This is a genomic window from Streptomyces sp. NPDC054770, from assembly GCF_053611985.1.
The window spans coordinates 12,386-37,831 of sequence record NZ_JBSHBL010000048.1; the positions used below are offsets into that span (position 1 = coordinate 12,386).

Below are 25,446 nucleotides of genomic sequence, written 5' to 3' on the forward strand. Positions count from 1 at the left end.
CCAGGGTCAGAACCAATTCATGACCTTGTCGGCCACATCGGATGCCACGCCGCTGCCGATGATGCCTCCGACGACACCGCCGACGACACCGCCGACGACGGTACCCGCTCCGGGAATGGCCGAGCCGATGGCCGCACCCACCTCCGCGCCGTAGGCGGCGCCCGCGAGGCCGCCCGCGAGGCCCGCGGCGTCCCGGGTGGCGGTGTGCAGCCGCTGGGCCGGCGGCGCCTTGGCGACGTCGTAGGCGGAGAGCGCCACCGCGCCGACGAAGAGGCTGCCCTTCAGCGCGCCGCCGACCGTGATGAAGCCCGCGTCGCCGCCCGCCGAGTCCGCCAGCTTGCTCGCGGTCGAGGCGGCACCGCTGCCCGAACCACCGGTGGCCCCGGCGCTCTTGGCGAACTCCTCGATCTGATGGGGGGTCAGCTTGGGGGTCGACTCGATGTTGAATTTGAGATCACCGAGCCGGGTGGACGGATCGACGTCGATCCCCATCTTGGAGAGGATGTCCCGCGCCTGCTCGACCGGGATCGTCACCCGGGCCCGGTCGGCAAGCCCCTTGGCGGACGACTCGACCAACACCTCGCTCTCGTACGGGAGCGACTGGTAGTAGTTGTCGACCACCTCCACGTCGGTGAGGTCCTGCCTGTTCAGGATGTGGAGTACGCCCTGCGCGTGGTAGTCGTTCGCGGACTGGGTGGCGAAGTGGACGGAGACACCGGGGTCCGAGGAGGTCGGCGTGAACCCGCTGGACTGGATGTTCTCCGAACCCCCGAAGTCCACCGTGGAGCCGCGGAAGAGCCAGTCCGTCGCATCCGTCGGCGGGCGGTAGCCCGGCCCGGGGCCCATGTCCGCCGGGTACATCTGGCCGCTCGGGTCGGCGTTGGTGACGGGGTTGTCACCGGCGTAGGCGTAGCCGCCGAGCTGCTGCGGGTCGGTGGCCTCGAACTTGGGGTCGACGCTGATGAAGCGGCCCAGCGCCGGGTCGTACTTGCGGACGCCGACGTCGGTGTAACCGGTGGCGGCTTCCTGGGACTTGCCGAGGTACGAGTGGGTGGGGTCGGGCCACGCGGTGCCGTTGGCGTTGGCCCGCTGCTGCCCGTAGGGCGTGTACTGCTGACGGGACACCTTCTGCGTGGTGGTGTCCATGGCCATGGTGCCGGTGCCGTGCGGGTCGTCGAAGAGGTAGTCGGTGCCTCCGCCGGGCAGGCTGGAGCGGACCGCCACCGCGCTGCCGGCGCCACCGTGCGCGTAGGTGCGTACGGCACCGAGCAGGACGTTCGGAGTGACGCCGGTGTTGACGACGATCTCGGTGTCGCCCGCGAACAGCGTGGTCTTCCCGGGGTCGCGGCGGATCAGCTGGTTGCCGTCGGCGTCGTAGACGTATTTGGTGGTGGTGGGGCTGCTTCCGGTGGTGTCGACCTGGGCCAGGTGGCCCTCGTCGTCCCAGGTCAGGTTCTGGCCGGCGCCGCCGCCGGCGGGGGTGCGGGTGAGCAGGTTGCCCGCGGCGTCGTAGACGAAGTCGGCCGGGTTGCTCCCGCCGGTGGTCTTGGTGAGGGTGTGCGGCTGGGCGCCGGTGGCGTTGCAACCGGTGGTGCAGCCCTCGACGTAGCCGGTGGTGACGTCCGCTCCGCCGGTGGTGGAGTGGTCGATCACCTGGGTGCGGTCACCGACGGCGTTGTAGCTGTACGACTGCCAGTACGACCCGGCCGTGCCGGCCACGGTCGCGGCGGTGGGGTCGGTGCCCTGCGCTGGGCAGGCGGCCTTCGCCGTCCATGCCTGGGACAGCCGGGCCAGTGTGTCGTACTGGTAGCACTGGGTGTCGGTGACCGTGTTGCCGGTCTCGGACTGCTGGTCGGCGGCGGACAGCGGGTTGCCGGCGGCGTCGTAGGAGTACGTGGTGTCGTCCACCTGCGGTCCCGGCGCCTGGGTGCGCGTGATGAGCCGCTCGGTGGGTCTGCGGGTCTGGTCGTCGTAGGAGTAGGTGATCCAGGCGGGGTTGCTGGACGCCCCCAGGGTGAGCTGCGAGGGCTGGCCGTAGTTGGTGTAGACGGTGCCGCCGACGTAGGTCTGGGCGCTGCTCGCGGTCGTGGTCGGGTTGCCGAGCACGTCGTGCCCGTAGGTGATGGTCTCGCCGATCAGGCCCTGGGTGCGCGGGTCGACCTGGGAGGCCAGCAGCTGCGTCTTGGGGGTGTAGGTGTAGGTGGTCTGGTAGCTGGCCGGCAGCGGCGCCTCGCTGTCGGGCAGCGTGATCTTCGTGCCGGTGGACTTGCCGAGTGTGGTGTAGCCGGTCGTCGCGACCGTGTATCCGCCCGTCACGCCCTGCACGTAGCTGGTGGACGAGGTCTGCTGGCCGATCCGCAGGGTGTCGTACAGCCAGGAGGCGACCTTGAAGTTCTTCGCCTTGTCCGTCTCGGTCAGCTTGCGGCCGAGCAGGTCGAAGGTGAAGTCCAGTTCGTCGCCGCGGGAGTCGGTGGTGGAGAAGAGGTTCCCGGCGTCGTCGACGCCGTAGTGGCTGGTGCCGGCGTCCGGGTCCGCCTGCGAGGTCTTGCGGCCCAGCAGGTCGTAGCCGAAGGACCACACCGCGTTGTCGGGGCCGGTCACCTTGTTCTGCCGGCCGGCCGCGTCGTAGCCGTACCGCGTGGCGTGGGAGGTCCCGCCGGTGGTGGTGTAGCCGCCGGTCGCGCTGCCGCTGACGGCCGGTGCCGCGGTGTACTGGTCGAGTTCGGTGTTCTGACCGCGGGCGTCGGTCACCGTGGTGGTGGCGACCGCACCGGTGGGCGGGATGACGGTGGTCCTGTCCCCCGTGTAGGCGGTGCGGGTGTTCCAGGTCTGGGCTCCGTCGTGCTCCTCGGTGCTCCGGGTGGTGCGTCCCATCGCGTCGTGGTCGGTGACGGTGGTGGCGGGGATGCTCACCTGGGAGACCGACACCAGGCTGGAGCCCGGGTTCCCGGAGATCGCGTAGCTGTTGTCGGTGACCACGGTCCAGCCGTGCGAGTCGTACTGGGTGTCCGAGACCGTGGTGCTGCCGTTCTCCGCCGTCACCTGGGTCTGCAGGGTGCGCAGCATGGCGTCGTACAGCGTCTCGTTGACGCTGTAGCTGCCGTTGTCCAGCAAGGTGCCGGTGGACACCACCGAAGGAGCGGTGGCGGACAGCGCATAGCTGTAGGTCATGCTGGCGGCGGCACCGGACGCCTTGTTCTCGTTGGGCAGCCAGACACCGGTCAGCCGGCCGAGCGCGTCGTAGGACAGCGAGGTGACCAGACCGGCGACGTCGGTCTTGGTGACGGGCACGCCACGGGCGGCATCCAGGTCGGTGGTCGCCACCTGGCAGTCCTTGGACGAGGTGGTGGCCGGTGTGCAGGTCGCGCCCGGGGTGATCTGCGTGGCGGTGGTGGTGCTGGTCGGCAGCGCGCCGGCGGCCGGCGTGTACGAGGTCGCCACCGTCTGGGCCAGGCTGCTGCCGTCCTGGGCGGTGGAGTGCGGCGTCCGGGTGGCCAGTACGACTCGGCCGTAGGAGTCGTACGTGGTCTGGGTCTGGTCGACGAACTTGGTGGCGGTCGCCCCACTGGACGCCGACGCCTTCTGGACGAGCGTGGCGTCGCCCGTGCTCGGCAGGTCCGGTTTGGTCTGGCCGTCGCCGTCGCCGTTGTAGGCGAAGGCGTGCCCGTCGTACGACGTGCGGGTGTCGGAGATCAGGTTGCCGGAGGGAGTGGCTCCGGAGCTGTTGCAGTCCTGGTCGGTGACGATGCTCTCGGCGGTGACCACCAGGGTTGCGGCGCTGCCGTCGAGGCGGCGGGTGAAGGTGCACTTGGCGGTGTTGCCGGTGGCACCCGTCTCACCGCGGTCGTCGCTCTGGACGGCCATGCCGGTGGTGGTCTGGCCCAGGGTCGTGTTGTAGAAGGTGTCGGTCTCGGTCTTCCGCCAGCCGTAGGAGACGGCCTGGCGGGTCAGCGTTCTGGCGGGGCGGACCATGTTCGCCGTCAGGTCCGCGACTCCGGTCCGGGCGCGCGTGGCGGTGGGGCCGATGATCTTGGGAACGTTGACGACGGCCTTGTCGATGTCGCCGTTCACACCGGTGTAGGTGTCGGTCTCGAAGACCTGCCCGGCCAGCGGGTTGTCGTCGGCGACGCTGACGCTGCCGTCCTGGCTGGTGAGCGCGGGCACGCTGCGGGTCCCCGACGGCATGATGTCGCCGTTCATGCCCAGGAAGTAGTAGGTCTTGGTGAGGGTCTTCTGGTCGTAGACCTTGGCCCCGTCGGTGTAGTGGAAGACGTTCGGGTCACCGGTGGTGACGTCCACTTCCGGGAAGCCGCGGAACTGACCCCAGGTGCGGTTCTTGCTCTTGACCGTCTCGTTGTCGTCGTAGTGCCAGCCCGGGTTCCCCTTGTAGGAGTACTCCGTCAGCAACTCCGGCTCGGTGCCGTCCTGGTAGCTGTTGTGCGGGTCGATGGTGGACACCGATCTGACCGGGTGCAGATAGAACCAGTCCAGCAGCGGCGCGGGCTGTCCGTCCGGCGTCCAGTACGCCGGGAAGCACCGCAGCTTGTTCGTCGAGGCGAACCCCTTCGCCGCCGCGTCCGCCGGGTCGGACGGATCACTTGCCGGGGCGCCGGAGCAGTCCGGGGTGTCATAGGCCACCGTGGTCTGCGCACCGGTCTCCGTGGTGACCGTCTGGATCCGGTCGTGGTACATCAGCGGCATCTGCGGGATCGTCCCGACCCGGTTCGCCAGCTGCAACGGCGGATCGAAGCTGACCGACGGGGTGGCGGCACTGGCGGAGGCCCCGCCGAGCAGGTCCAGGCCGGTGTGCTTGATGCTGTCCAGCCACAGGGTCGGGGCGTGGTCCCCGCCGTCGGGGAAGGACTGGGTGAAGTCGTAGCGGTCCACCTGCTTGGTCGCCCCGCCGACCTGCACCTGCGTGGTGATCGAGGTCAGACGCTTGCGCGACCAGAAACTGGGACCGTGGTTGGTGCAGTCCGTCGCGTCCTTGGCGCAGTTCAGGTCGATCGGCACATCCGGCCAGTAGTCCGGGTTGGACTTGGTGAACTGGGAGTCCGAGCAGGTGTTGCCAGCGGGCGTGCCCGCGATGCAGCGCTCGGCCGTCGCGTCGAACAGGATCTGCTCCGGCGCGGTGCCCGAGTAGACCGTGGACGAGGTCATGCCGTAGTCGATGCGCTTCAGCGTCCCGCCGCGGGTGTAGGCCACCGCGGTGTTCTTCATGTCCGGGCCGTAGTAGCCCGTCTCCGGCGCGTAGTAGTACGCCATCGCGTTGCCGTGGCGGTCCACGACGTAGTCCAGGTTGAACCGGTAGCCCAGAGTGCAGGAGCTGGACGCGAAGTCGGTGCCCGCCGGGCAGTCCGACACCCCGCCGTGCGCCTTGTAGACCGGCATCGTCCAGGCCGACTTGGTCTCCTCCTTGCCCGAACTCCAGCCCGGCAGGCGGTTCCAGCCGAAGTAGTACTGGATGCCGTTCTCGGTGACCTTGAAGTACTCGCCGTTGTCGGTGCCGTTGGTCGCGCCGGTCAGATCCTCGATCTTCGTGGTGGAGTCGTCCTGCGCGGCGCGGAACGTCTTGGTGCTGTCGTCGTAGACGATCGCCGTGGACTTCCCGTCCAGCGACAGGGTCAGGAGCTGGCCCGCCCAGCACTCGTCGCCGTCGTTCTTGGGCGCGTCCGCCGACGAGTCGTCCTTGCAGGACTTGTAGGTCCGCTCGATGTAGTTGTCCGAGGTCGACCAGCCGTCACCCAGCCACGAGGACTGGTTGTTGGTGCCCTCGGTACGCGCGTCCTGGGTCGCCGAGTTGTAGTTCAGGGTCAGCGTGGGTGCCGAACCGCCGATGGCTCCGGGCACGGCGATGGGGTAGTTGTAGGTGAAGGCCCCGGTGTTGCCCGCAGTGGACCAGGTGCCGCCGGACGACAGACTGGTCGCCGTGTAGTCGCCGGACGAGCCGCTCGTGCCCGCGGTCGCGGCCAGCGCCACCAGGCCGGCGGAGGCCGCGGCGGTGTGCGCGGCGAGAGTCTTGGACGTCGTCGCCGCCGGCAGTGAGACCTGGGCCGACAACGGCGCGCCCGCCTTGGTGCGCAGCGGGGTCTGCGCCTGGCACCGCGGCAGCCGAGGGGTCGTCAGCACGCAGGCCGGCAGCCGCACCAGGTGCAGCCGCGAGGCGTAGTCGCCGCCGAAGGCGTTGCGGAAGGACGAGTCGTCCACGTCGACCCCGACGCCGCCGGAGCCGGTACCGCCCACGCTCCGCAGGGTGAACAGCACGCCGTGCACACCGGCGGCCCGTGCGGTCTTCTGGTCGGCCGTGGTCACCCGGACCCGGCGTGCCGTGGCGCCCGAACGCACCGCCGACAGCAGCACCGGCGACGACCCCGCCCGCACCCGCGACACCGTCCGCCGCGAGGACGCCGAACCCGCCGCCGCGTGCGCGGAACGCCCACCGGTGGACGGAGCGGTCAGCGACACCGTCGCGCTCCCCGCGCCCGGCAACGACGCGTGCCCCGCGGGATCGAACCGGGTGAACCTCTTCGACGCCGCGGCCGCCTTCGGCTTCGCGTGCGTGAAGGGAATCCGCTTGTCCTTGGCCACGTCCGGGGCGGAGACGTGCCGATGCCAGCCCGGCGCGGCCATCGCGTCCGCGGCGGGGATGAGCATGCTCACCACGAGGACACCCGTTGTCATGAGGCTGAGACCACGGAGCCGTCTGACGCCCCGTCCTATCCGTCTCCCCAGCCCGGCCGTTCGCGTCATCGTGAGCCCTCCCCCGTTCCCGGCCCAGGGCACGACAAAGCCGCCCCCGGGTGATTCTGTGGGCGCCCAAGTGGCCTTCGGTCCAGGTCGGTTGAGCGCACGCCGAGTGGAGGCACAGTTGATCAAGCCCCCACGAAAGCTTCACGCTAGGGCGTGAGATCAACACGGCATGCAAAGCTCGTGCACATGGATCGCAAAGGAATCCCCTAGGGTTGAACTCAATTTGACCTGCATACGTCAAAAACGGACCTGGTTCGGTCACCAGGCGATCAATCGACGATGGACCCGGCTCACATCGGCCGCACAGAATGCACCTCGGCGCGGGGCCCACGGGGGGACCGCCCGAGACCTGCAAAGGATCCCGACTTCGAATGTCCGCCTTCCGCACACGCATGCCCGCGTCCAGACGGCCGGTGCCAAGACCCGTCGCCGTCGCCGTCGTCGCGGCCCTGGCCGCCGGCTCGCTGACCGCCACGGTGACGGCCCACGCGACGCCTGCCACCTCCGCCCGGTCGTCGCACCCGACCTCGCACAGCCCGCACTCCCGGTCCAACGCCCGGCGCCTCAACGCCACGGAGGCGGCGTCCGCGCGGGCCAAGGCGACCGGCAAGCCGGTGACGATCGACCAACTCACCGACACCGGAACGCTGGTGGTGGCCAACCCGAACGGCACCTTCACCCGCACCGACTCCTCGATGCCGCAGCGCACCCTGCGGCACGGGAAGTGGGTGCCGATCGACACGAAGCTGGTGCGGCAGGCGAACGGAACCTGGGCGCCCCGGGCCGCGGTCACCGACGTGGCGTTCTCCGACGGCGGTTCGGACCCGCTGGTCACGATGCGCAGCGGCAGTGACCGGCTGGGCTTCTCCTGGCCGGGCAGGCTGCCCGAGCCGGTGATCTCCGGCGCCACCGCCACCTACCCCGACGTACTGCCCCAGGTGGACCTCCAGCTGACCGCGGACGCCTCCGGCTACTCCTCGATCCTCGTGGTCAAGTCCCGCAAGGCGGCCGCCGATCCGCGGCTGCGGAGCCTCGCGCTGAACACCACCTCGTCCCATGTCGAGCTGACCCCCACGCGTGACGGCGGGGCTCGGGCCACCGACAGACGCACCGGCGAGACGGTGTTCCACAGTGACACCGCGCTGATGTGGGACAGCGCCGGCCAGAAGTCCGCCGGCACGCCCTCGGCCCGCACGGCGACCGTCTCCTCGGCCCGTGCCGAGCAGCAGGCGGCCGCCAAGGTCGGCAGGCACCGCGCCCGGGTCCGGGTGAGCCTCCGGCACGGCAGGCAACTGCTGGGCCTCGACCAGAAGTTGCTCACCGCCAAGAGCACCGCCTACCCGGTCTACGTCGACCCCGAGTGGAGCGGCAGGCCCTCCCAGCTGGACTGGGCGCGGATCTCCGACAACGGGTGGAACGTCTACAACTCGACGTCCACCTCGGGTTCCACCAACGCCCGCGAAGGGTGGGACAACTCCTCCCCCGGCAACGGCGAGCGGGCCCGCACCTACTACCAGATGAACACGAGCGGCATCAAGGGCGCGGTGGTCACGCACGCCTCGCTGTACGTGAAGCAGCTCTCCGCCGCTTCCTGCTCGGACACCCCGGCCGCCGTCTACGGCACCGACCGTCCCGCCGGGTGGGGTTCGTCGTCGCTGTACTGGGGTCATGAGCCCGGCGGCCGCACCGGCTCGCTGGGCACCAACCCCAAGAGCCACGAGGCCGGCACCTGCCCGGTCACCGACGGCGCCAACTCCTGGGTCAGCCCGCCGTCACTGGAGTTCGACGTGACCTCCCGGGCGCAGAGCGCGGCGGCCGGCGGCTGGAAGAGCATGACGCTGATGGTCCAGTCGCCCGACATGAACGACGCCACGCAGTGGAAGCAGCTCGCCTACGGCGGCGGCGCCACCATGTCGGTGACGTACAGCTACCGGCCCAAGCTGAAGAACGGCACCGGCACCCCGGCCATCAAGCCGTCCAGCGTGAACCTGGGCAAGACGATGACCACCACCCACACCCCGACGCTGTCCGCGCGCGCGGTCGACCCCGACCTGGCCGGCGGAAGCGAACTGGTGCGCATCGAGTACAACGTCTACAACTCCTCCGGCACCCTGGTCCACCAGGGCTTCGGTCCCAGTACCGACTCGAAGAAGCGCGCCCGCTACAACACCAACGGCAGTGACTGGACCACCCCGAGCCTGCCGGACGGCACCTACACCTGGAAGGCCACCGCGCAGAACGCGGCCGGCTACTGGGCCGGTACCGGATCGGGCATCTGGACCAAGACGCAGACCTTCACGGTGGACACCAGCGCGCCTCCCGCGCCCACGGTGACCTCGAGTCAGTTCCCGGCCAAGCAGATCGGTGCCGCCTTCGGCGACAAGGGCACCTTCACGATCAGCAACAACCACACCAACAACATCACCGGCTACCTGTTCGCGCTGGACGCCACGCTCGGCAACACGGTCTACAGCAGCAGCGTCACCCACTGGACCACCAGCACGACGATCGTGCCGGGCCACGTCTACTACGCCACTTCGGACAACGGTCCCGGCACCGGCACCGCGGTCCTCAACGGCAGCGCCTCCCCCGCCTTCGCCCCCGCCAAGGCGGGACCGCACACGCTGTACGCCAAGGCCGTGGACCAGGCGGGCTCGACGTCCATCACCCAGACGAGCTACGCCTTCTACGCCGGTACCAGCACCCCGACGTACGCCTACGGCGACAAGATGATCGCCGGCTGGACGGCGACCAACACCGACGGCACGACCACCGTGGTGCCGAAGGCGACCACCACGTCCAAGGGCGGTCAGCTGATCAGCCAGGCCGCGGGCAGCGGCTACGAGTTCGCCGACGGCTACCAGGCCATGCTGGCCAACAAGAGCACCACCTCGAAGGTGGTCAGCGGTGACAGCGCGACGTTCAGCTTCGACATCCCCAAGGACGGTCCCTGGAGCTTCGGGGCCAACCTGACCAGGGCCAAGGACTACGGCATCTACAACCTGGTCCTGGACGCGGGCAAGCCCACCCAGGCCACCCTGCTCAGCGGCCTCGACGCCTACAACTCCTACGTCACCACCCGGTTCGTCAACCTCGGCATCCCCAAGGACCCGAACGGCCAACTGCTCACCCTCAAGCAGGGCGTGCACACCCTGACCCTCACCCTGACCGGCAAGAACCCCAGCTCGACCGGCTACCAGGCCGGCCTCGACGTGCTGCGCCTCGCGCCCGCGCTGACCTGCGCGATCAACAGCACGAGCAGCTGCCTGAACAACACCGCGACCAGCACCTTCACCACCACGACCAGCACGGCCGACGCCGACGGGTCCGGCAACAGCATCAACTCCGCCGACCTGACCGGCACTTCGGGCTGGCAGAGCGGCAAGTCGGTGACCGTCGACGGTACGAGCATCGCGCTGCCGAAGTTCGGCACCGGCACCTACGACAACATGCTGGCCTCCGGGCAGACCGTCACCGTGCCGGGCAGCGGCGCGGTGAACACCGGCGGCGCCGTGGTCTTCCTGGCCTTCGCCACCGGCGGCGCGGCCAAGGGCGCCACCGGCACCATCACCTACGCCAAGAACAACTGCCTGGACCCGAACGGCGACCCCGCCGACCAGTCGTACACGCTGGACACGGTGCCCGACTGGCTGAGCGGGCCGGCCTCCGGGGCCACGCTGACCCTCGTCCACCAGAACCACAGCAACAACACCCAGACCAGCCCCAGCCCCGGCCCGAAGATCTACGCCGTCAGCGTCCCGCTGACCTGCCCCGGCTCGGTCATCAGCAGCATCTCCCTGCCGCTGTTCACCAACGGCGTCCAGGCCGGCCAGCCGGCGCTGCACATCCTGGGCATGGGCCTGCGGCCGCTGACCGCCACCGGCAGCGGAACCAGCGCCCAGCACTGGGTCGGCACCTGGTCCTCCGTCCAGGACACCGCCAAGGTGACGCAGTCCGGTGGCAGCGCCGCCACCGTCAACGGGCAGACGCTGCGCGTCCCGGCCCACGTCAGCATCGGCTCCGACGACGGCAACGGCGTCCGCATCCACCTGTCCAACGCCATGGGCAGCGGCCCGGTGACCTTCGACGCGGCCTCCGTCGCCCTGCAGGACACCACCGCGGGCGGCGCCACGGCGGCCGCGGCACCGGTGGCGCTGGCCTTCGGCGGCGCCGCCACGGTCACGATTCCGGCGGGCGGCGACGTCACCAGCGACCCGGTGACGCTGGCCGTGACACAGCAGGCGACCGTGCTGGTCAGCCTCCAGGTGCACGGCTCGGTGTCCGCGCTGCCCGGCCACGCCACGGCCCAGACACCCGTGTGGGTCAGCGACGCGGCCAACCGCACCGGCGACACCGCGGCCACCAAGTTCACGCAGACCACGTACACCGGTCTGCCGTACCTGGCCGGCATCGACGTCACCACGCCCGCCTCCGCCCCCACCGGCTCCCTGGTCCTCTACGGTGACCAGAGCGTCAACGGCGACACCGCGAGCGGCGACGGCCGGCACCACCTGAGCGACGCCATCACCGGCGCCATCGTGGGCGACGCCAACGGGGACTCCTCGGTGGACTACGGCGTGCTCAACGCGGGCACCAACAGCACCAGCCTGAGCAACAACCTGCTGCCGCAGGGCACGTCCAGCGACAGCCCGACCAACGCGCTCAACCCGCTGGACCGCAACGTGCTGGCGCAGGGCAACGTGCGGACCGTGCTGGTCTCCACCGGCGCCGCCGACCTGCTCAACTGCACCGGCACCGCCGACGCCTGCGCCACCGGCGTCGAGACCGGACTGGCCGCGCTCAACAGCGAGTTGAGCTCCTACTACACCGACGACGGACAGGCCTACGTCAACGGGCAGCCGGTCACGCAGAACTCCAACATCACCGTCTACCTCACCACCATCGCGCCGTTCACCGCCGCGCACCCGGGCACGGCGACCCAGGAGTCCGCGCGTGAGCAGGTGAACCAGTACCTGCTCGACAACTTCCCCACCCAGGTCATCGACTTCGCCGCGGCGGTCTCCACGGACGGCACGGCCACCTCCTCGACCGTCAAGGCGGCGGACCTCTCGAGCGGCAACCCGTCGAACACGTACTACGACGACCTCGCCGCCCGCTACCTCAACGACACCAACACCCAGGTCGTCGGCATCGCGCCGAACCTGCTCGTGCCGGAGGCCACCGGCAGCGACACCCCCGACAACGAGTGGGAGCTGGCCGCCGACGGCACCGACGCACGCGGGGACAACCCGTTCACCGCGGTCGGCGGGGCGACCTTCGGCTCGACCGGACCGGACGCGGTCAACGCCCCGGACACCGCCACCTCCTTCGACGGCAGCACCGGCTTCCTGGAGAGCGACCACACCGCCGTCGACACCTCCGCCGACTACACCGTCTCCGCCTGGGTGAAGCTCGACTCCACGGACAACCCGGCCACCGCCATCTGCGAGGGGACCAGCCAGCACCAGGCGTTCTACATCGGCTACGACCGGGGCAACAAGGGCTGGATGTTCCAGACCACGACCACCAACGACGACAGCGCCGACTTCCCCACCGCGGAAGGAGACACCAACACCGGGGCCGTGGGCACCTGGACCCACCTCCTGGTCACCTACACCGCACCCGTGGAGGGCGACGACAACAGCGGCGTGATGTCCATCTACCAGAACGGCACCCTCATGGGGACCGCCACCAACCTCACCCCGCAGTACGACTCCTCGATGCCCCTGACCGTCGGCGGCTGCGTCAACGACCCTGCCGCGACCTCGCCGTACAACGCCTTCCCGGGCTCCGTCTCGGACGTCCAGGTCTACCCCTACGCCATGCCGGCGAGTGACGCCGACGCGAACAGCGTGATCGTGCCCGGCGGCTGGCAGAACGGCATGCCCGAGGACGACTGGAAGCTCGCCGCCAACGGCACCGACAGCGCCTCCCTCAACCCGGTCACCGCCACCGGCGGCGCCACCTACGGCAGCGACGCACCGAGCGGCCTGTCCGGCAGTGTCGCCTTCGACGGCAGCACCGGCTTCCTCAAGAGCAGGCAGAGCGCGGTCAACACCCTCGGCGACTACACCGTCTCCGCCTGGGTGAAGATCAACTCGGCCCTCGGCACCGCCGCCGTCTGCCAGGGCACCACCCAGCACCAGTCCTTCTACCTCTCCTACGACAAACCCAGCGCCGCCTGGATGTTCCAGACCACCACCACCAACGACGAGAACTCCGACTTCCCCACCGCCGAAGGAGACAACAACTCCGGCCCGGTCGGCACCTGGACCCACCTGGTCGCCACCTTCCGGGCACCGGTCCCGGGGGCGTCCACCACCGGCAACATGGCCCTCTACCAGAACGGCACCCTGGTCGGGACCGCCACCAACCTCAGCCCCCAGTACGACTCCTCCCTGCCCCTGACCATCGGCGGCTGCGTCAACAGCGCCTCCGCCACGACCCCCTACCTGGCCTTCCCCGGCTCCGTCGCGGACGTCCACGTCTACCCGCGCACGCTCTCGGCAACCGAGGTCAGCGCCCTGCACTGACCCGGCCGGCTGTTTCCAAGAGGTCGAAGGCCCCCATACCGGGGGCCTTCTTCCGTTCGGAGGCCGCCGAGACCCTCGACGCGTGGGAGCAGGCCCACCGCACCCGCGTCGACCGGATCCTGCGCGCCCAGGGCTTCGAGGGCTGACCCGGACTCACCCCACCGGCGGCCTGCCGGCTCCGGTCGTTCGGCTCGCCCGAGGGCGGGGACGCCCTCCTCCTTGGGGAAAACCAGACCTGCTTGGTGAAGCCCCGACCGCCCATTCCGGGTGTGTTCACGGATGCGCCGGTTCCGGTACACAGGGCACGACTCTGATGAGCCCGGCACCCGCAACACGCCCCGAACACCCGGGAGAGATCAGATGTCCAGACGTTACGTCAGACCCGCAGCCGTCCTCGCCGCCACCGGAGTCCTGGCCGGAGTGACCGCGGCCCAGCCGTCCGCGTTCGCCGCCTCCCCCCACCCGGCGGCCGCCGCCAGGCACGTTCTGCTGATCTCCGTCGACGGGCTGCACCAGTCGGACCTGGCCTGGTACATCGCCAGGCACCCGAAGTCCGCGCTGGCCCGGCTGGCCGGCGGCGGCGTGGAGTACACCCACGCCAGCACCACCACGCCGTCCGACTCCTTCCCCGGCATGGTCGCCCAGGCGACCGGCGGCAGCCCCGGCACCACGGGCATCTACTACGACGACACCTACAACGCCGCGCTTCTCCCGGCGGGAACCACCAGCTGCAAGGGCGTCAAGCCCGGGGTCGAGGTGGACCTCACCGAGGACCTGGACAAGAACCAGGCCTCCATCGACGCCGGTCAGGGCCTCGCGGGCCTGCCGGAGAGCATCCTGTCGATGACCGGCCGGCCGGAGAGCCTGATCAACGCGTCGAAGCTGCCCGTCGACCCGAAGACCTGCAAGCCGGTGTACCCGCACTCGTACCTCAAGGTGAACACGATCTTCGAGGTGGCCCGCAAGGCGGGTCTGCGCACCGCCTGGTCGGACAAGCACGCCGCCTACGAGATCCTCAACGGCCCCTCGGGCACCGGCGTCCAGGACCTGTTCACCCCGGAGATCAACAGCGACGCCCTCGGCTACGCCGCCGGCAACGACTGGACCACGGACAACAAGGCCACCGAGCAGTACGACGGCTACAAGGTGAAGGCCGTCCTCAACGAGATCGACGGCTACGACCACAGCCGCACCCACAAGGTCGGCACCCCGGCGATCTTCGGCCTCAACTTCCAGTCGGTCTCCACCGCACAGAAGCTGCCCGCCTCCGACGGCCTCACCGGCGGCTACACCGCCAAGAACGTCCCGGGCCCGCTGCTGGTGAAGAACCTGGACTACGTCAACACGGAGATCGGCGCCCTGACCGCCGAGATCCGCAAGCGGCACCTGTCCGGCAGCACCGCCGTCGTCCTCTCCGCCAAGCACGGCCAGTCGCCCACCGACCCCGCCGCGCTCACCCGCGTCGACGACGGCCCGCTGCTGGACGGCCTCGACGCCGCCTGGAAGAAGCTGCACCCCGGCGCCGCCGACCTGGTGACGCACGCGGTGGACGACGACGCCATGCTGCTCTGGCTCTCCGACCGCTCCGCGGCCGCCACCGCCTTCGCCAAGAAGTACCTGCTCGCACAGAGCGGCACCGGCACCGACATCAACGCCGCGCCCAAGGCCTACACCCACAGCGGGCTCAGCAAGGTCTACGCCGGCCAGGCCGCGGCCGGCTACTTCCACGTCAAGGCCGGCGACGCCCGGGTCCCTGACCTCCTCGGTGTCGCGCAGTACGGCGTCGTCTACACCGGCGGCACCAAGAAGGTCGCCGAGCACGGCGGCGGCCACTCCGACGACCTCGCGGTTCCGCTCGTCGTGTCCGGCGCCTCCGTCCCGGACGGCGTGCGCGACTCCGCGCACGTGCAGACCAAGCAGATCGCACCGACGATCCTGAGCCTGCTCGGTCTCGACCCCCGCTCCCTCAAGGCCGTCCGCGAGGAGCACACCGCCGTCCTGCCGGTCGGCTGAACCGGGCGTTGACTGCCGGCGATGAGGCCGCTCGGGTGCCGGGCGGCCTCATGCTCGGCACGGGCTCAGCCGTTCGGCCCGGCCGGGTCGTGGCCGTCCTGGCCTCCGGACTTGTCGGCCGGGCTCGCCGACGCTGTGGGTGTGGTGTGGGCGCGGCTGATCCACCAGCCGATGAAGACCGCCATGACGACCACGCCGGCCTTGACCAGGAATCCGAGCAGGCTGCTGAGGCCGTCGTGCCCCCAGGCCCAGACCCCGTATCCGACGACGAGGAGAAGGGCGAGACAGGCGAGGGGAAGCAGCTTTCGCCCGACGGGTTTCGTCCGTTTGTCGAGCAGGGCCGCCGCCGACCAGCCGGCGATCAGCAGCAGCGCGCCCAGCAGCGGGACCGCGAGCGGCATGCCCGGGACGACCAGTGAGACGCCCAGAAGCGTTCCGCCCACGGCGACCGCCAGGTGGACGGCGTTACGACCGACGCTGCTCCCACTGGTCATGAACGTGACCATGGCCCAGACGGCCAGGGTGTAGCCGCGCAGGGCGCTCAGCACCATGCCGACGGGCCGCTTCGCCCGGCCGGGCAGCCCGGGTGCGCCCATCACACCGGCGGTGACAGCAGCCGCCCTGGAGATGGTGCGGGCGAAGTAGTCGGTGCCGATGTCGTCCTCGATGGTCTGACCACCGATGGCTGCCGCCCGCTCCCACTGCTCCCGCAGGTCCGGCGGAGACAACGGCGACTGCCTGCCGACCGCCGCGCCGTAGCCTCGGAGCCAGGTCTCCCCGCCCTGTGTGGCGCCCGCGGCAGCCGTCTGTCCGGCGGGGCTGTCAGGTGCGGTGCCTCGCTGTTCGTCCCGTACCGCCGCGGCGAGGGCCTGCAGGTCCTCCCGCAGGATGCGCAGGTGCAGGGCGAGCGTGACGGCGGCCACGCAGCGTACGAACCGTGGGTCGGTCGCGGCGGCGTCCGAGACCTCTTTACCGGTGGGCGCTCTCCGATCGGAGTCGGCGAGCGGGGTGGCCGCGCTCACGACGTGGTCCCTGACGAAGTCACGGCAGTCCGGCTCCACGGCCTGCCACTGCTGCGCCAGCCACACCGTGTCGGCTTCGTCTTCGGCCGCCACCGCACAGGCCCGGACCGCCGACACGAGCTGCTCGACGCGTTCCTCGACCATCCCCTCGTCCGGCACCGTGCCGAGCTGGCGCAGCCGCTCCGGCGACAGCAGCGTCCGTACGATCTGCGCGGCGCCGTCCATGCGTCCGTGGATCCAGTCGTTGACCCGCCAGGAAGACCGCCAGAAAGCGCCGAAGTGGTGCAGTTGCCTGCCGGTGACGAGGCCGGGCGAACCGGCGGAGAACTGGACCAGCTCGACCTCCTGCTCGACGTCGTGGGCCACGCCCGAGAAGGCCTGCTGGACCACCTCGAGGCGCAGCATGCGCTCCAGTACGGCCTCCGGCCCTGCGGACGCGTCGGCGAGCAGGTATTCGTAGAGGGCCTTGAGGCGGTCGCGCTCCGAACCGTCGGGGTCCAGCACGCTGTTGCCCTTTTCCACGACGGCGGAGATCGCGTCCGCGCACTGCGCCAGACACTCGGCGAGCCCCCGTGCCTGCCCGTACTGACCTCGGCGGCGCTCCTCCGCACCGCCGGCCGGTTCCTGCCCCCAGGCGGTGAGCGTGTCGCCGAGCCAGTCCCGCAACTGCGCGATGTCGGCTGCCCGGCCCTGTGCGTCGGTCCTGCGGACCGGGATCGGGCGGCCGGGGTCCCCGGAGGCGGCCGTCCAGAACTCCTCCAGGCCGCGCCGGTCGGCCTGGAGGTCCTTGAAGACGCGGCTGGCCTCGGCACGGGCCTGGACGATCGCCCTTCGCTCGGGCGAGCCGATCCAGGCCAGCCACACGGCCCGGCGGAGCACGTCCACAGCCATGTCGCGCAGCCGCTGAACGGTGGTCTGCCCCCAGTCCCAGTACTCCGCCGTACGGGTGACGGCCGCATCCGGCGGGTCTTGGGGGATGAAGAACGGCTCCGCCTCCGCGCGGCGCCGCACCAGCAGCCTTCTGAGCTGGGCGACCAGGTCCGTCTCGCTCCAACGGCTCGTGTCGGAGGCCTTCTGCCCCGCGGCCAGCAGACAGCCGATCGTGCGCGCGGCGCTGTCGGTGCGGACCTCGATGTAGGCCGGCCACGCGGACACGGCCAGCTGTCCGGCGTCCTCGGTCAGGGCGGCGGCGAACCGGTCCCGGGCCCGCCGCCGGACGTGCGTATCGGTGTTGCGGGAGCGGATCTCCGCCAGTTCGCGGGAGACGGAGTCGGTCGAGCGCAGCCGCGTGAGTGTGCCGAGGACTACCTCGGGAGCGGTCGGCAGCGGCTCGGGAGTCGTGGGTTTCCCGGCGGACGGCCGCTGCGGGGGCTGCTGTTCTCCGGGGTCGGGGACGACATAGGCGAGCACACGGCGGACCTGCCACTGCGCGGGCTGCCGGTAGACGGCCTCCATCGCGGGCCGGACGGGTTTGTTGAGCAGCAGGCCGCCGTCCACGACGTACTGCGACGTGCCGAAGTTGGCCGTCCCCGCGGCTGTTTCCCAGAGGCCCTCGCCACCCGCGGCCTCGCCGGACACCTCGACCCAGTGCGGCTCGAAGGCGGCGGGAAAAGAGGAGGTGCAGCGGGCCGCCACGGCCAGTCGGTCCACCGCGTCAGGGCCGTCCAGATCGCACACCGTGCTGTCGGCCGGGCCATCGGCCCGCCAGCCGAAGCGGAACAGCGCGTCGCGGTCGGTCTCGGTGATGCGTACGCCCAGGTCGTCGCTGAACGACGTCTCACGGCCGCGCCACAGCGTGCCCGAGAGAATCAGCTCCACGGCCGCCTCGTCCCCCTCCCCCGCGACGGCCGGGCCACCCGCTCCTCGAGCGCCGACCTTCCGGAGGGCTTTCGTCACCTCGGCGAGGAAGTAGTCGTCCCCCTTGAGGACGGACGGCGGGTTCTTCTGCAGCGGGTCGCGCAGCAGTTTGTCCACTGCGCCCTTGTCCCGCCACAGGTCCCGCATCGCCTCGATGTCCGAGCCGCGGGCGAGCCCGAGTGCCAGGAACGCCCCGTTGATACCGCCGGCCGACGTACCCGCCATCACATCCACCCGCGCCGTGGCCTGGAGCAGGTCGAGCAACGGCAGATAGGCCCGGCCCGGCGCGCGCCGGGCCGTGGCGAGCCGGTGCAGTTCCTGGGTGACGCCGCTGATCCAGACGGCCAGGCTCACCCCGCCGTTCATCACCACGGCCAGCCGGACGTCCTGACCGTCGATATCCAGCGAACCGCCGCTTCCTCCGGGCACGGCATCCCCCAAGGGTCGGATGTCACACCATGCTCACGGCGATCACCGTCGCTGGCTATCCGGCAAGCGAGTGAGGAAACACCACCGCCGGGCCGACGGCGACCGTCACCCGACGTCTGCGAAGTCCCGACTGCCGGAAAACTGATTGGCGATCAGCGCGCAATGGGCATGAACCGGATACGGGCGTACGGCCGCTCCACCCCGCGGCCGGTCCGGTCCCCGATCCGACTTCCCTGTTCCGCGCCGGTACGGAGAGACGCCATGAGCACGACCCATGAAATGCGGCTGGTCAACACGTTGGCATCGGGCGCCGAGGAATGGTTCTGCCCGAGTTGCCGGCGACGGATACTGATGCAGTGGCCGCCCCGGTACGAGCTGGTGGTGCTGGAGCGCGGCGACGAGACTGTCACCCATGCGGGCGGGAAGGGCGGCCTTTCGATCGTACGAACCGAAGTGCCCACCGCGCCGACCGTCCCGCAGCCGTCGGCCATGCCTTCCGGGCCGGGACCGGAGGACAGCCGCTGGCTGCGGGAGATCGGCATCGCCTGGGACGACGAGGCGGGCCCGGACTCGGACTCCGCCGCGTGAGGCGTGGTCCGGTGCCCGTCGCCGTCACAGGCTGAGCACGAGCCCGTCCACGGTGGCCGCCAGCGCGCTCGGGTGGAGCCCGCCGGGTTCGCGCAGGCTGACCGCGACGCCCAGGCAGTGGGTGCCGGGCGGCAGGCCGGGCAACGGCAGCCGGATGACGGGGTGTCCGGCGACCACCACACCCCGGCCGTCGGCCAGCATCCGCCGTCCGGCATCGGTCAGGGTCTCGGTGACGGCCGCGTAGTACGCGAAGCGCTGCTCCGGGCCACCGGACCGCGGCAGTTCGAGCGCGACGTCCATGGCGAACGGCGCCCACGCGCGTACGGTGCCGCCGTCCCCGACCGACAGCCGAGGCTCGGCCAGGACGACGGTCGGCGGCACGGGGCGAGCCCCGGGCTCGTCGGCTCCCGCCACCGCTGCCACCGGCTCCGGCTCCGGCTGTACGTCGGCCTCCGGCGGGGCCGGCCGGCCCAGGACGCAGGCCAGCAGCGCCTGGGCGTCCCACTCGGGCCAGTGCCGGGTCTCCCCGGTGCGTACTCTGCGGATCTCCGTCGCGCGGACCCGGCCCCGGTCGAGCCGGACCCGCAGCATGAAGCTCTCGTACTCTTCATCTGCCGCGTCCGGCTCGGACTCGGGTGCCGCCGCGAGGAGTTCGGCCGCGCTCTTGCGCCATTGCTCGACCCGGCTCACGGACAGGCCGTGCAGGCCACGCAGGGCGGCCAGGACCTCACCCGTGGATGCGGCCGACAGGTCGGCGTACGTGCGGATCCCGGCGGCGGCCAGCCTGCGAGCGGTGGACGCGCCAACGCCGTCAAGCCGGGTCAGCTCGTCGTCGCTCATCTCAGATGACCTGGATCACCGGGGTCGTGGCGAATGCGCCGATGCCTGGCTTGCCAGGGAATCGGACCGTCGCCACGACCTCGTAGATCCCCGGCACGAGCGTGCCCGGGGGCAGAACGTCCTGGGTGGTGGCGCCGCTGACCACGACCTGCGTGGGCGACGGGCCCCCGCTCGTGTTGAGTGTGCGGATGACGTTGCGGATGACGTCAGGGGTGCCGCTACGCGAGTTGAAGGCGTAGGTCACTTCGTAGGTCGGGTTGGTGATCAGTGGCAGGGCCAGTCCCTTGGCCTCGAAGGTCAGACTGACTGTGATCGGCAACGAACCGGTGACGATCAGGCTGGACGGAATGCCGTCGTTGTCCGTGACTTGGAGGGCCCTGGCGTCGACGCCGAAACCGACGTCGGTGAGATCCGGCTGGCCTGACATGCCGTTCTCCTCTGTTTGTGAGCGGTCGGCTCGGCGGCGGAGTGCCGCCGGCCATGGCACCGGTTATGCCGGACGCCGCTTAACGGCCTCGCTGGGCACCGCTTAATCGCGCGGCCCGGCGCGTTAAGCCACGTGTCGAACGACGCTCACACCGGAAGGTCGGCGCGGAGCCGGTCGTACAGTGCCGCCGTCTCGCGCTGTGGCGGTATGCCGAGTTCGGCCCGCAGGGCCTTGGCGCAGGAGCGGAACTGGAGGATGGCCAGGTGGGGTTGACCGATCCGGCTCAGGCAGCGCATCAGGCGGCGGTGGGCGCTCTCCCGGCACGGGTCCAGTTCGACCAGCCGGCGGCGGAGCTCGGCGCAGGGGACGTAACGTCCGGTGGTGAAGTGCAGTTCGCTGAGCCGGGCGAGGGCGTCGAGGTGGGCCAGGCGCAGCCGCTCCCGGTAGAGGGCACTCCATTCCTCGTACGGGGATTCGGCGAGGAACTCGCCCCGGTAGAGGGCGAGCGCCTGCTCGTAGTCCGTCACCGCGACGGTCTTGTCGCCGCGGTCCTCCGCGTCCCGGGCGGTGCACAGCCGCAGTTCGAACTCGTCGGAGTCCAGCCACAGGCCGAGGCCCGGGCAGAGCTGGTACGTGCCGCAGCTGAAGACGACCACGGGATCACCGGTGGCGGTGCGCAGGGTCTGGCGCAGCTGGTGCAGTGCGACACCGAGGCTGTTGCGGGCGGCCTCGGGGGCGGAGTCCGGCCAGAAGGCGCCCATCAGCGCCTCCCGGTGCGGCCAGGGGTCGCGGTGGGTGGCCAGGAAGGCGAGCAGTGAGCGGGTCCGGTGGCCGTTCCAGCCCTCGGCGGGGACGCCGTCGACGCTGACGTTGAGGGAGCCGAGCAGCGCGATCGCCAGCTGCGGCGCAGGGTGCGCGGCAGGCCCTGCCGGGTCGGGGGACCGTCGCGGTTCCGGGGCGCGCCAGGTGTGGCGCAGCCGCCCCCACAGCCGGGGGCCGGGCTCGGCGCGGGCCGCGTCGTCCGATGGGCGCGGTGGGGGCCGGTCCGCTTCCGGCGCCCCGGCCTGCCGGAACCAGTCGGCGGCGGCCTCATGGTCCCCGGCCAGCAGGGCCAGGCGTCCCTGGCGCAGCTGGGCGGCCCGCAGGTGGGTCGCCAGCCCTGCGGAGGCGGCCAGCATCGCCGCGGTACGGGCATGGGCGGCGGCGGTCGCCAGGTCGCCGGTGTCGGCGGCGGCGTCGCTCGCCTCCAGCAGCTCACGGCAGAGCCGGTCGTTCGGGACTCCGGGCAGTGGTGGTTGCAGCGGCGGCTGCGGCGCGGATGAGTTGCTGTGACCAGGCATGACGTCTCCCCCTGCGGTTCTGCCTGGCGTCCACTCAAGGGCGGTGGTTTGGGCGTGTCAATCCGCATTTCGGTGTAGCGACCGGCGGCGTCCGCAGGCCGTCGGGACCGGAAACCGCCCCGCGGGCGGACGGCCTTCCCTAGCATGCCGAGCGAGCCCATCGACGAAGGGAAACCCGTGGCGGACCAGCACACCGGCGGCAGGCCTCCGGCCCTGCGGCCCGCGGTGGAATCGATGACTCTCCTGGCGGCCGCCGTCATCGTCCACGACAAGGAGAACAACCGGGTCGTCCTCCTCCAGCGGGGCCCGGGCGCCAAGTACGGGAACGGTCTGTGGGACCTTCCGGTCGGCAAGAGCGACCCCGGCGAGCCCGTCACCGAGACGGCCGTGCGTGAACTGCGGGAGGAGACCGGGCTGGTCGTCGACCCGAAGTCGCTGCGCGTCGCCCACCTCATCCACGGCGCCTGGGGCGTCGAGGCACCGGGCGGCTTCCTCACCGTCGTCTTCGCCACCCACGAGTGGACCGGCGAGCCGGCCAACGCCGAACCGGCCAAGCATGTACAGGTCCGCTGGACCGGCACCGGCGCCATCCCGGAGGCCATCGTGCCGACGACGGGCATCGCCCTCGGCCACTATCTGGGCGGCGGCGCCCAACTGTCGATCGCCGGCTTCGGCGCCGCCGGGTAGGCCTTGCCGGGTCCGGGGTTCCGGGTGCGCGGGGTCCGGGTGCGCGGGATCGGGGGCTGCCGGCGCGCGGGCTACGCCATGTCATGCGCTTCGGGCGGCTATTGAACATATGCGACATTAGGCGCCTTCGAAGGTCACCGTACCGATGAGCTTCACCGCCTACCGCTTCGCCGCCGGTCACCGTATTCGCTGGCAGATCAGCGGAGGCGCCCATCCGCGCCATGCCCGGAGTCCCGGTACCGGGGAGTCGTCGGTCGACGCCGAAGAATTCACACCGGTACGAATCACGCTCCACACAGCGGCAGGGTCACGCGGCGGCCGCGGCCCGCCGTGTCCTGGCCCTCGGCCCCATGACCAGCCGGAGCCCGTCATCGTCCCGGGTGCTGATCTGCGACGACCAGGAACTGATCCGGATGGGACTGCGCATGGTCGTCGACAGCCAGCCCGATCTCACCGTGGTGGGCGAGGCCGCCGACGGCGACGCGGCGATCGCGGGCGTGGCCGCCCTGGAGCCGGACCTCGTCCTGATGGACGTACGCATGCCCGGTCTGGACGGGCTCGCCGCGACCGAGCACCTCTGCGCGCAGCCCCATGGGCCCCGCATCCTCGTCGTCACCACCTTCGATCTCGACGAGTACGCCTACGCGGCCCTGCGGGCCGACGCGAACGGCTTCTTCGTCAAGGACGCCCCTGCCGAGGAGATCCTGGTGACCGTCCGCGCGGTGCTGCGGGGCGAGGTCATGGTGGCGCCCTCGCTCACCCGGCGCCTGGTCGAACGCTTCGTCCTGCAGTCCCCCACGTCCGCGCCCGCAGAGCGCAGCCGCCTGGCCGCACTCACCGACCGGGAACGGGACGTCCTCGCCCTGGTCGCCCGGGGAATGGCCAACGGCGAGATCACCGACCGCCTCTTCGTCGGGGAGACGACCGTCAAGACCCACCTCGGCCGCATCCTGGCCAAACTCGGCCTCCGCGACCGTATCCACGCAGTGATCTTCGCCTACGAGAGCGGGCTGATACGGGCCGGGGACTGACTGCCCGGCAGACCGCCCGCGGCGGACTTCGGCGGTGGTACCGAACCGTCCGTGCGCTGTCGGCTTCCGCCGGGCGCCCCTACTTCGCGTCTGGGGCCAGCAGCCGCCGGATGCGCTCGTACTCGGCCGCCATCTCCGGTGTGGCGAGGAAGTCGTCGAGATCCGCGGACACCTCCTGGTCGATGTCCTCGATGGAACGGATGGCGAGTTCGTAGAGCTCGCCGCGCCGGTTCTGCTCCAGGTAGCTCTGCCAGTGCGCCAACGCGCTGATGGCGGTGAGGACTCCGAGGTCCAGACCGTCCTCGACCAGGATGCCGTCATAGATCGTCGCAAGCTCGTCGTGCAGCTCGGCGGCGCTGATCGTCAGGACGTTCGCGCACGCGGTGGTCAGCGCCGTCCGGGCCTCTTCCGTGAGTTCGTCCTCGGCCGCATCGCGCAGCAGCTCCGGCCGCACCAGACGGGTGACCGTCTCCTCTCCGAAGGCACGAACACCGCCCTCGGTGGCTCCGACGATCAGCCGGAGAATGTCCGCCTCAAGTTCGCTGTAATCCACGCCCGCAGCTTAGGCGGGGTGGGACCGAGATCCGCGCCGAAGGAGTAACGGGATGAGCCCGAGGCCCTGATGCCCTCGGATTCACCTGCGCCGCCGACCGGCAGGGTCGCGTTCGGCGACGTGCCGGGCGACAGGGCGACGCCGGGCCGCGCATACCGTTCCGGGGAGCGGGCGCTACGAGGGGCAGAGGGCGGCGGTCATCAGGGCGAGGGCCGCGGGGCCGGCGTCTGCGTCGGCGCCCCAGTCGGTCCAGTCCACGGTGCCTTGGCGGGTGCCGTCGAGTGTGTGGAAGGAGATGGTGCGGTATCCGGGAGTGCCGCCGCCGTGGCCCACGATGGCGCCGCAGGGGAGCGTGGCCGTCTCCAGGCCGAGGCCCCAGCCGGCGCCGCTGGTGTCGGTGGTCATCTCGCGCAGTTCGGCCGGGCGCAGTAGGCCGCCGCTGAGCGGGGCGCGGAAGAAGTGGTCGAGGTCGGCGGTGGTGGAGATGATCTCGCCGGCAGCGCCGGCGATGGACATGTTGACGGTGGTGTAGTCGACCGGGACGAGTGTCCCGTCCCCTTTCTCCACCGGTTCGTAGCCGTGGGAATGGGGCCCGGTGATGAAGGGAGAGGAGCCCGGCAGGCGGGTGTCCCGGAGTCCGAGGGGCCGGATGATGCGCCGGTCGATTTCGGTGCGGTACGAGCGGCCGGTGACCTTTTCGACGATCATGCCGAGCACGATGTGGTCCGTGTTGGAGTAGTGGTGATCGGTGCCCGGCGGGAACAGCAGAGGGCGGTTCTGGTCGCCGTCCTTGACGGCCCGTCGGACCAGCTCGGCGGGTGTCCAGGTGCGGAAGCGGTCGCGAGGGGCGTCGCCGTCGAGCAGTCCGTCGGCGTATTCGGGCAGGCCGCTGGCGTGCTGGAGCAGTTCCCGCACCGTGATCCGGTCGCCTCCGGGGGCGGGGACGAGGCCGGGGAGCCACCTCTCGGCGGTGTCGGACAGGCGGAGCCGCCCCTCGCCCACCAGCTGGAGCACCACGGTGGCGGTGAACGTCTTGGTGACGCTTCCGGCGCGGAAGCGGCCGTCGACGGGGGCGGGCTGCCGGCCGTCGAGCCTGGACCTGCCGCTGCTGCCGCGCCATACGGCGCCACCCTGCCGGACCTCGGCGACCGCGCCGACCGCGCCGACCGCGCCGGTTGCCGTCACCCGGTCCAGCGCCGCCTGCAACGCGGTTCCGTCTGGTACCACGGCAGGCGGTGCGGCGACCGCACTGCCCACCGTGGGAACCAGCGCGCACACCGTCAGCAGTGCCGACGCCCCGAATCGTGAGCCCCTCATCGTTCTCCCGCCCGCGCTGTCCGGCCGCCCCGACGAGACACTGTCGCCTGGACACGGCC

At 70.9% G+C, this 25,446-nt stretch carries 12 protein-coding genes and 1 pseudogene; 6 read left to right on the plus strand and 7 right to left on the minus strand.

The window, feature by feature from the left end; all coding sequences use genetic code 11:
• Window positions 1-6: 6 nt before the first annotated feature.
• Window positions 7-6,681 (minus strand): RHS repeat domain-containing protein, encoded by a 6,675-nt coding sequence (locus ACWGKQ_RS33500; protein ID WP_453295777.1) that lies wholly within the window; start codon window positions 6,679-6,681, stop codon window positions 7-9.
• Between the two features lie 482 nt (window positions 6,682-7,163).
• Here ACWGKQ_RS33500 and ACWGKQ_RS33505 point away from each other — a divergent pair, with 482 nt between their 5' ends.
• Window positions 7,164-13,283 carry a LamG-like jellyroll fold domain-containing protein gene (locus ACWGKQ_RS33505; RefSeq protein WP_453295778.1) on the plus strand — a complete coding sequence of 2,040 codons (6,120 nt, stop codon included), beginning with the start codon at window positions 7,164-7,166 and terminating at the stop codon, window positions 13,281-13,283.
• Between the two features lie 360 nt (window positions 13,284-13,643).
• A complete protein-coding gene (locus tag ACWGKQ_RS33510) occupies window positions 13,644-15,296 on the plus strand; it encodes an alkaline phosphatase family protein (protein ID WP_453295779.1) in 1,653 nt (550 codons plus the stop codon).
• A 65-nt stretch (window positions 15,297-15,361) separates the two neighbouring features.
• Here ACWGKQ_RS33510 and ACWGKQ_RS33515 read toward each other — a convergent pair whose 3' ends face one another.
• Window positions 15,362-18,604 carry a patatin-like protein gene (locus ACWGKQ_RS33515; protein ID WP_453295780.1) on the minus strand — a complete coding sequence of 1,081 codons (3,243 nt, stop codon included), beginning with the start codon at window positions 18,602-18,604 and terminating at the stop codon, window positions 15,362-15,364.
• Window positions 18,605-18,865: 261 nt separating this feature from the next.
• Between ACWGKQ_RS33515 and ACWGKQ_RS33520 the strand changes: the two genes are divergently transcribed.
• Window positions 18,866-19,192 (plus strand): hypothetical protein, encoded by a 327-nt coding sequence (locus ACWGKQ_RS33520; RefSeq protein ID WP_453295781.1) that lies wholly within the window; start codon window positions 18,866-18,868, stop codon window positions 19,190-19,192.
• 24 nt (window positions 19,193-19,216) lie between these two features.
• Here the strand turns inward: ACWGKQ_RS33520 and ACWGKQ_RS33525 are convergent, their stop codons facing one another.
• The 3 genes from ACWGKQ_RS33525 to ACWGKQ_RS33535 all read right to left on the minus strand — a co-directional run bounded on the left by ACWGKQ_RS33525 (window position 19,217) and on the right by ACWGKQ_RS33535 (window position 21,799).
• Window positions 19,217-20,032 (minus strand): helix-hairpin-helix domain-containing protein, encoded by an 816-nt coding sequence (locus ACWGKQ_RS33525; protein ID WP_453295782.1) that lies wholly within the window; start codon window positions 20,030-20,032, stop codon window positions 19,217-19,219.
• Between the two features lies 1 nt (window position 20,033).
• A complete protein-coding gene (locus ACWGKQ_RS33530) occupies window positions 20,034-20,459 on the minus strand; it encodes a hypothetical protein (protein ID WP_453295783.1) in 426 nt (141 codons plus the stop codon).
• A gap of 146 nt (window positions 20,460-20,605) precedes the next feature.
• Window positions 20,606-21,799 (minus strand): AfsR/SARP family transcriptional regulator, encoded by a 1,194-nt coding sequence (locus tag ACWGKQ_RS33535; RefSeq protein WP_453295784.1) that lies wholly within the window; start codon window positions 21,797-21,799, stop codon window positions 20,606-20,608.
• 144 nt (window positions 21,800-21,943) lie between these two features.
• Here ACWGKQ_RS33535 and ACWGKQ_RS33540 point away from each other — a divergent pair, with 144 nt between their 5' ends.
• From ACWGKQ_RS33540 to ACWGKQ_RS33550, 3 genes and pseudogenes are all read left to right on the plus strand, one after another.
• Window positions 21,944-22,486 carry an NUDIX domain-containing protein gene (locus ACWGKQ_RS33540; RefSeq protein ID WP_453295785.1) on the plus strand — a complete coding sequence of 181 codons (543 nt, stop codon included), beginning with the start codon at window positions 21,944-21,946 and terminating at the stop codon, window positions 22,484-22,486.
• A 124-nt stretch (window positions 22,487-22,610) separates the two neighbouring features.
• Window positions 22,611-22,781: pseudogene (locus ACWGKQ_RS33545) on the plus strand (CocE/NonD family hydrolase C-terminal non-catalytic domain-containing protein); the annotation flags it as partial.
• Between the two features lie 55 nt (window positions 22,782-22,836).
• Window positions 22,837-23,517 (plus strand): response regulator, encoded by a 681-nt coding sequence (locus tag ACWGKQ_RS33550; protein ID WP_453295786.1) that lies wholly within the window; start codon window positions 22,837-22,839, stop codon window positions 23,515-23,517.
• A 79-nt stretch (window positions 23,518-23,596) separates the two neighbouring features.
• On the opposite strand, the gene ACWGKQ_RS33555 is transcribed toward ACWGKQ_RS33550, so the two are convergent.
• Both ACWGKQ_RS33555 and ACWGKQ_RS33560 read right to left on the minus strand, forming a co-directional pair.
• Window positions 23,597-24,070 (minus strand): hypothetical protein, encoded by a 474-nt coding sequence (locus tag ACWGKQ_RS33555; protein WP_453295787.1) that lies wholly within the window; start codon window positions 24,068-24,070, stop codon window positions 23,597-23,599.
• Window positions 24,071-24,244: 174 nt separating this feature from the next.
• The gene (locus ACWGKQ_RS33560) at window positions 24,245-25,387 is read right to left on the minus strand and encodes a serine hydrolase domain-containing protein (RefSeq protein ID WP_453295788.1); all 1,143 of its coding nucleotides are present in this window, start codon (window positions 25,385-25,387) and stop codon (window positions 24,245-24,247) included.
• Between the last annotated feature and the right edge of the window lie 59 nt (window positions 25,388-25,446).

Coding starts and splice junctions, on each gene's coding strand:
- ACWGKQ_RS33540 (WP_453295785.1), top strand. CDS start 21,944: ATGCCGAGCGAGCCCATCGACGAAGGGAAACCCGTGGCGGACCAGCAC.
- ACWGKQ_RS33520 (WP_453295781.1), top strand. CDS start 18,866: ATGAGCACGACCCATGAAATGCGGCTGGTCAACACGTTGGCATCGGGC.
- ACWGKQ_RS33535 (WP_453295784.1), bottom strand. CDS start 21,799: ATGCCTGGTCACAGCAACTCATCCGCGCCGCAGCCGCCGCTGCAACCA.
- ACWGKQ_RS33500 (WP_453295777.1), bottom strand. CDS start 6,681: ATGACAACGGGTGTCCTCGTGGTGAGCATGCTCATCCCCGCCGCGGAC.
- ACWGKQ_RS33525 (WP_453295782.1), bottom strand. CDS start 20,032: ATGAGCGACGACGAGCTGACCCGGCTTGACGGCGTTGGCGCGTCCACC.
- ACWGKQ_RS33530 (WP_453295783.1), bottom strand. CDS start 20,459: ATGTCAGGCCAGCCGGATCTCACCGACGTCGGTTTCGGCGTCGACGCC.
- ACWGKQ_RS33510 (WP_453295779.1), top strand. CDS start 13,644: ATGTCCAGACGTTACGTCAGACCCGCAGCCGTCCTCGCCGCCACCGGA.
- ACWGKQ_RS33560 (WP_453295788.1), bottom strand. CDS start 25,387: ATGAGGGGCTCACGATTCGGGGCGTCGGCACTGCTGACGGTGTGCGCG.
- ACWGKQ_RS33550 (WP_453295786.1), top strand. CDS start 22,837: ATGACCAGCCGGAGCCCGTCATCGTCCCGGGTGCTGATCTGCGACGAC.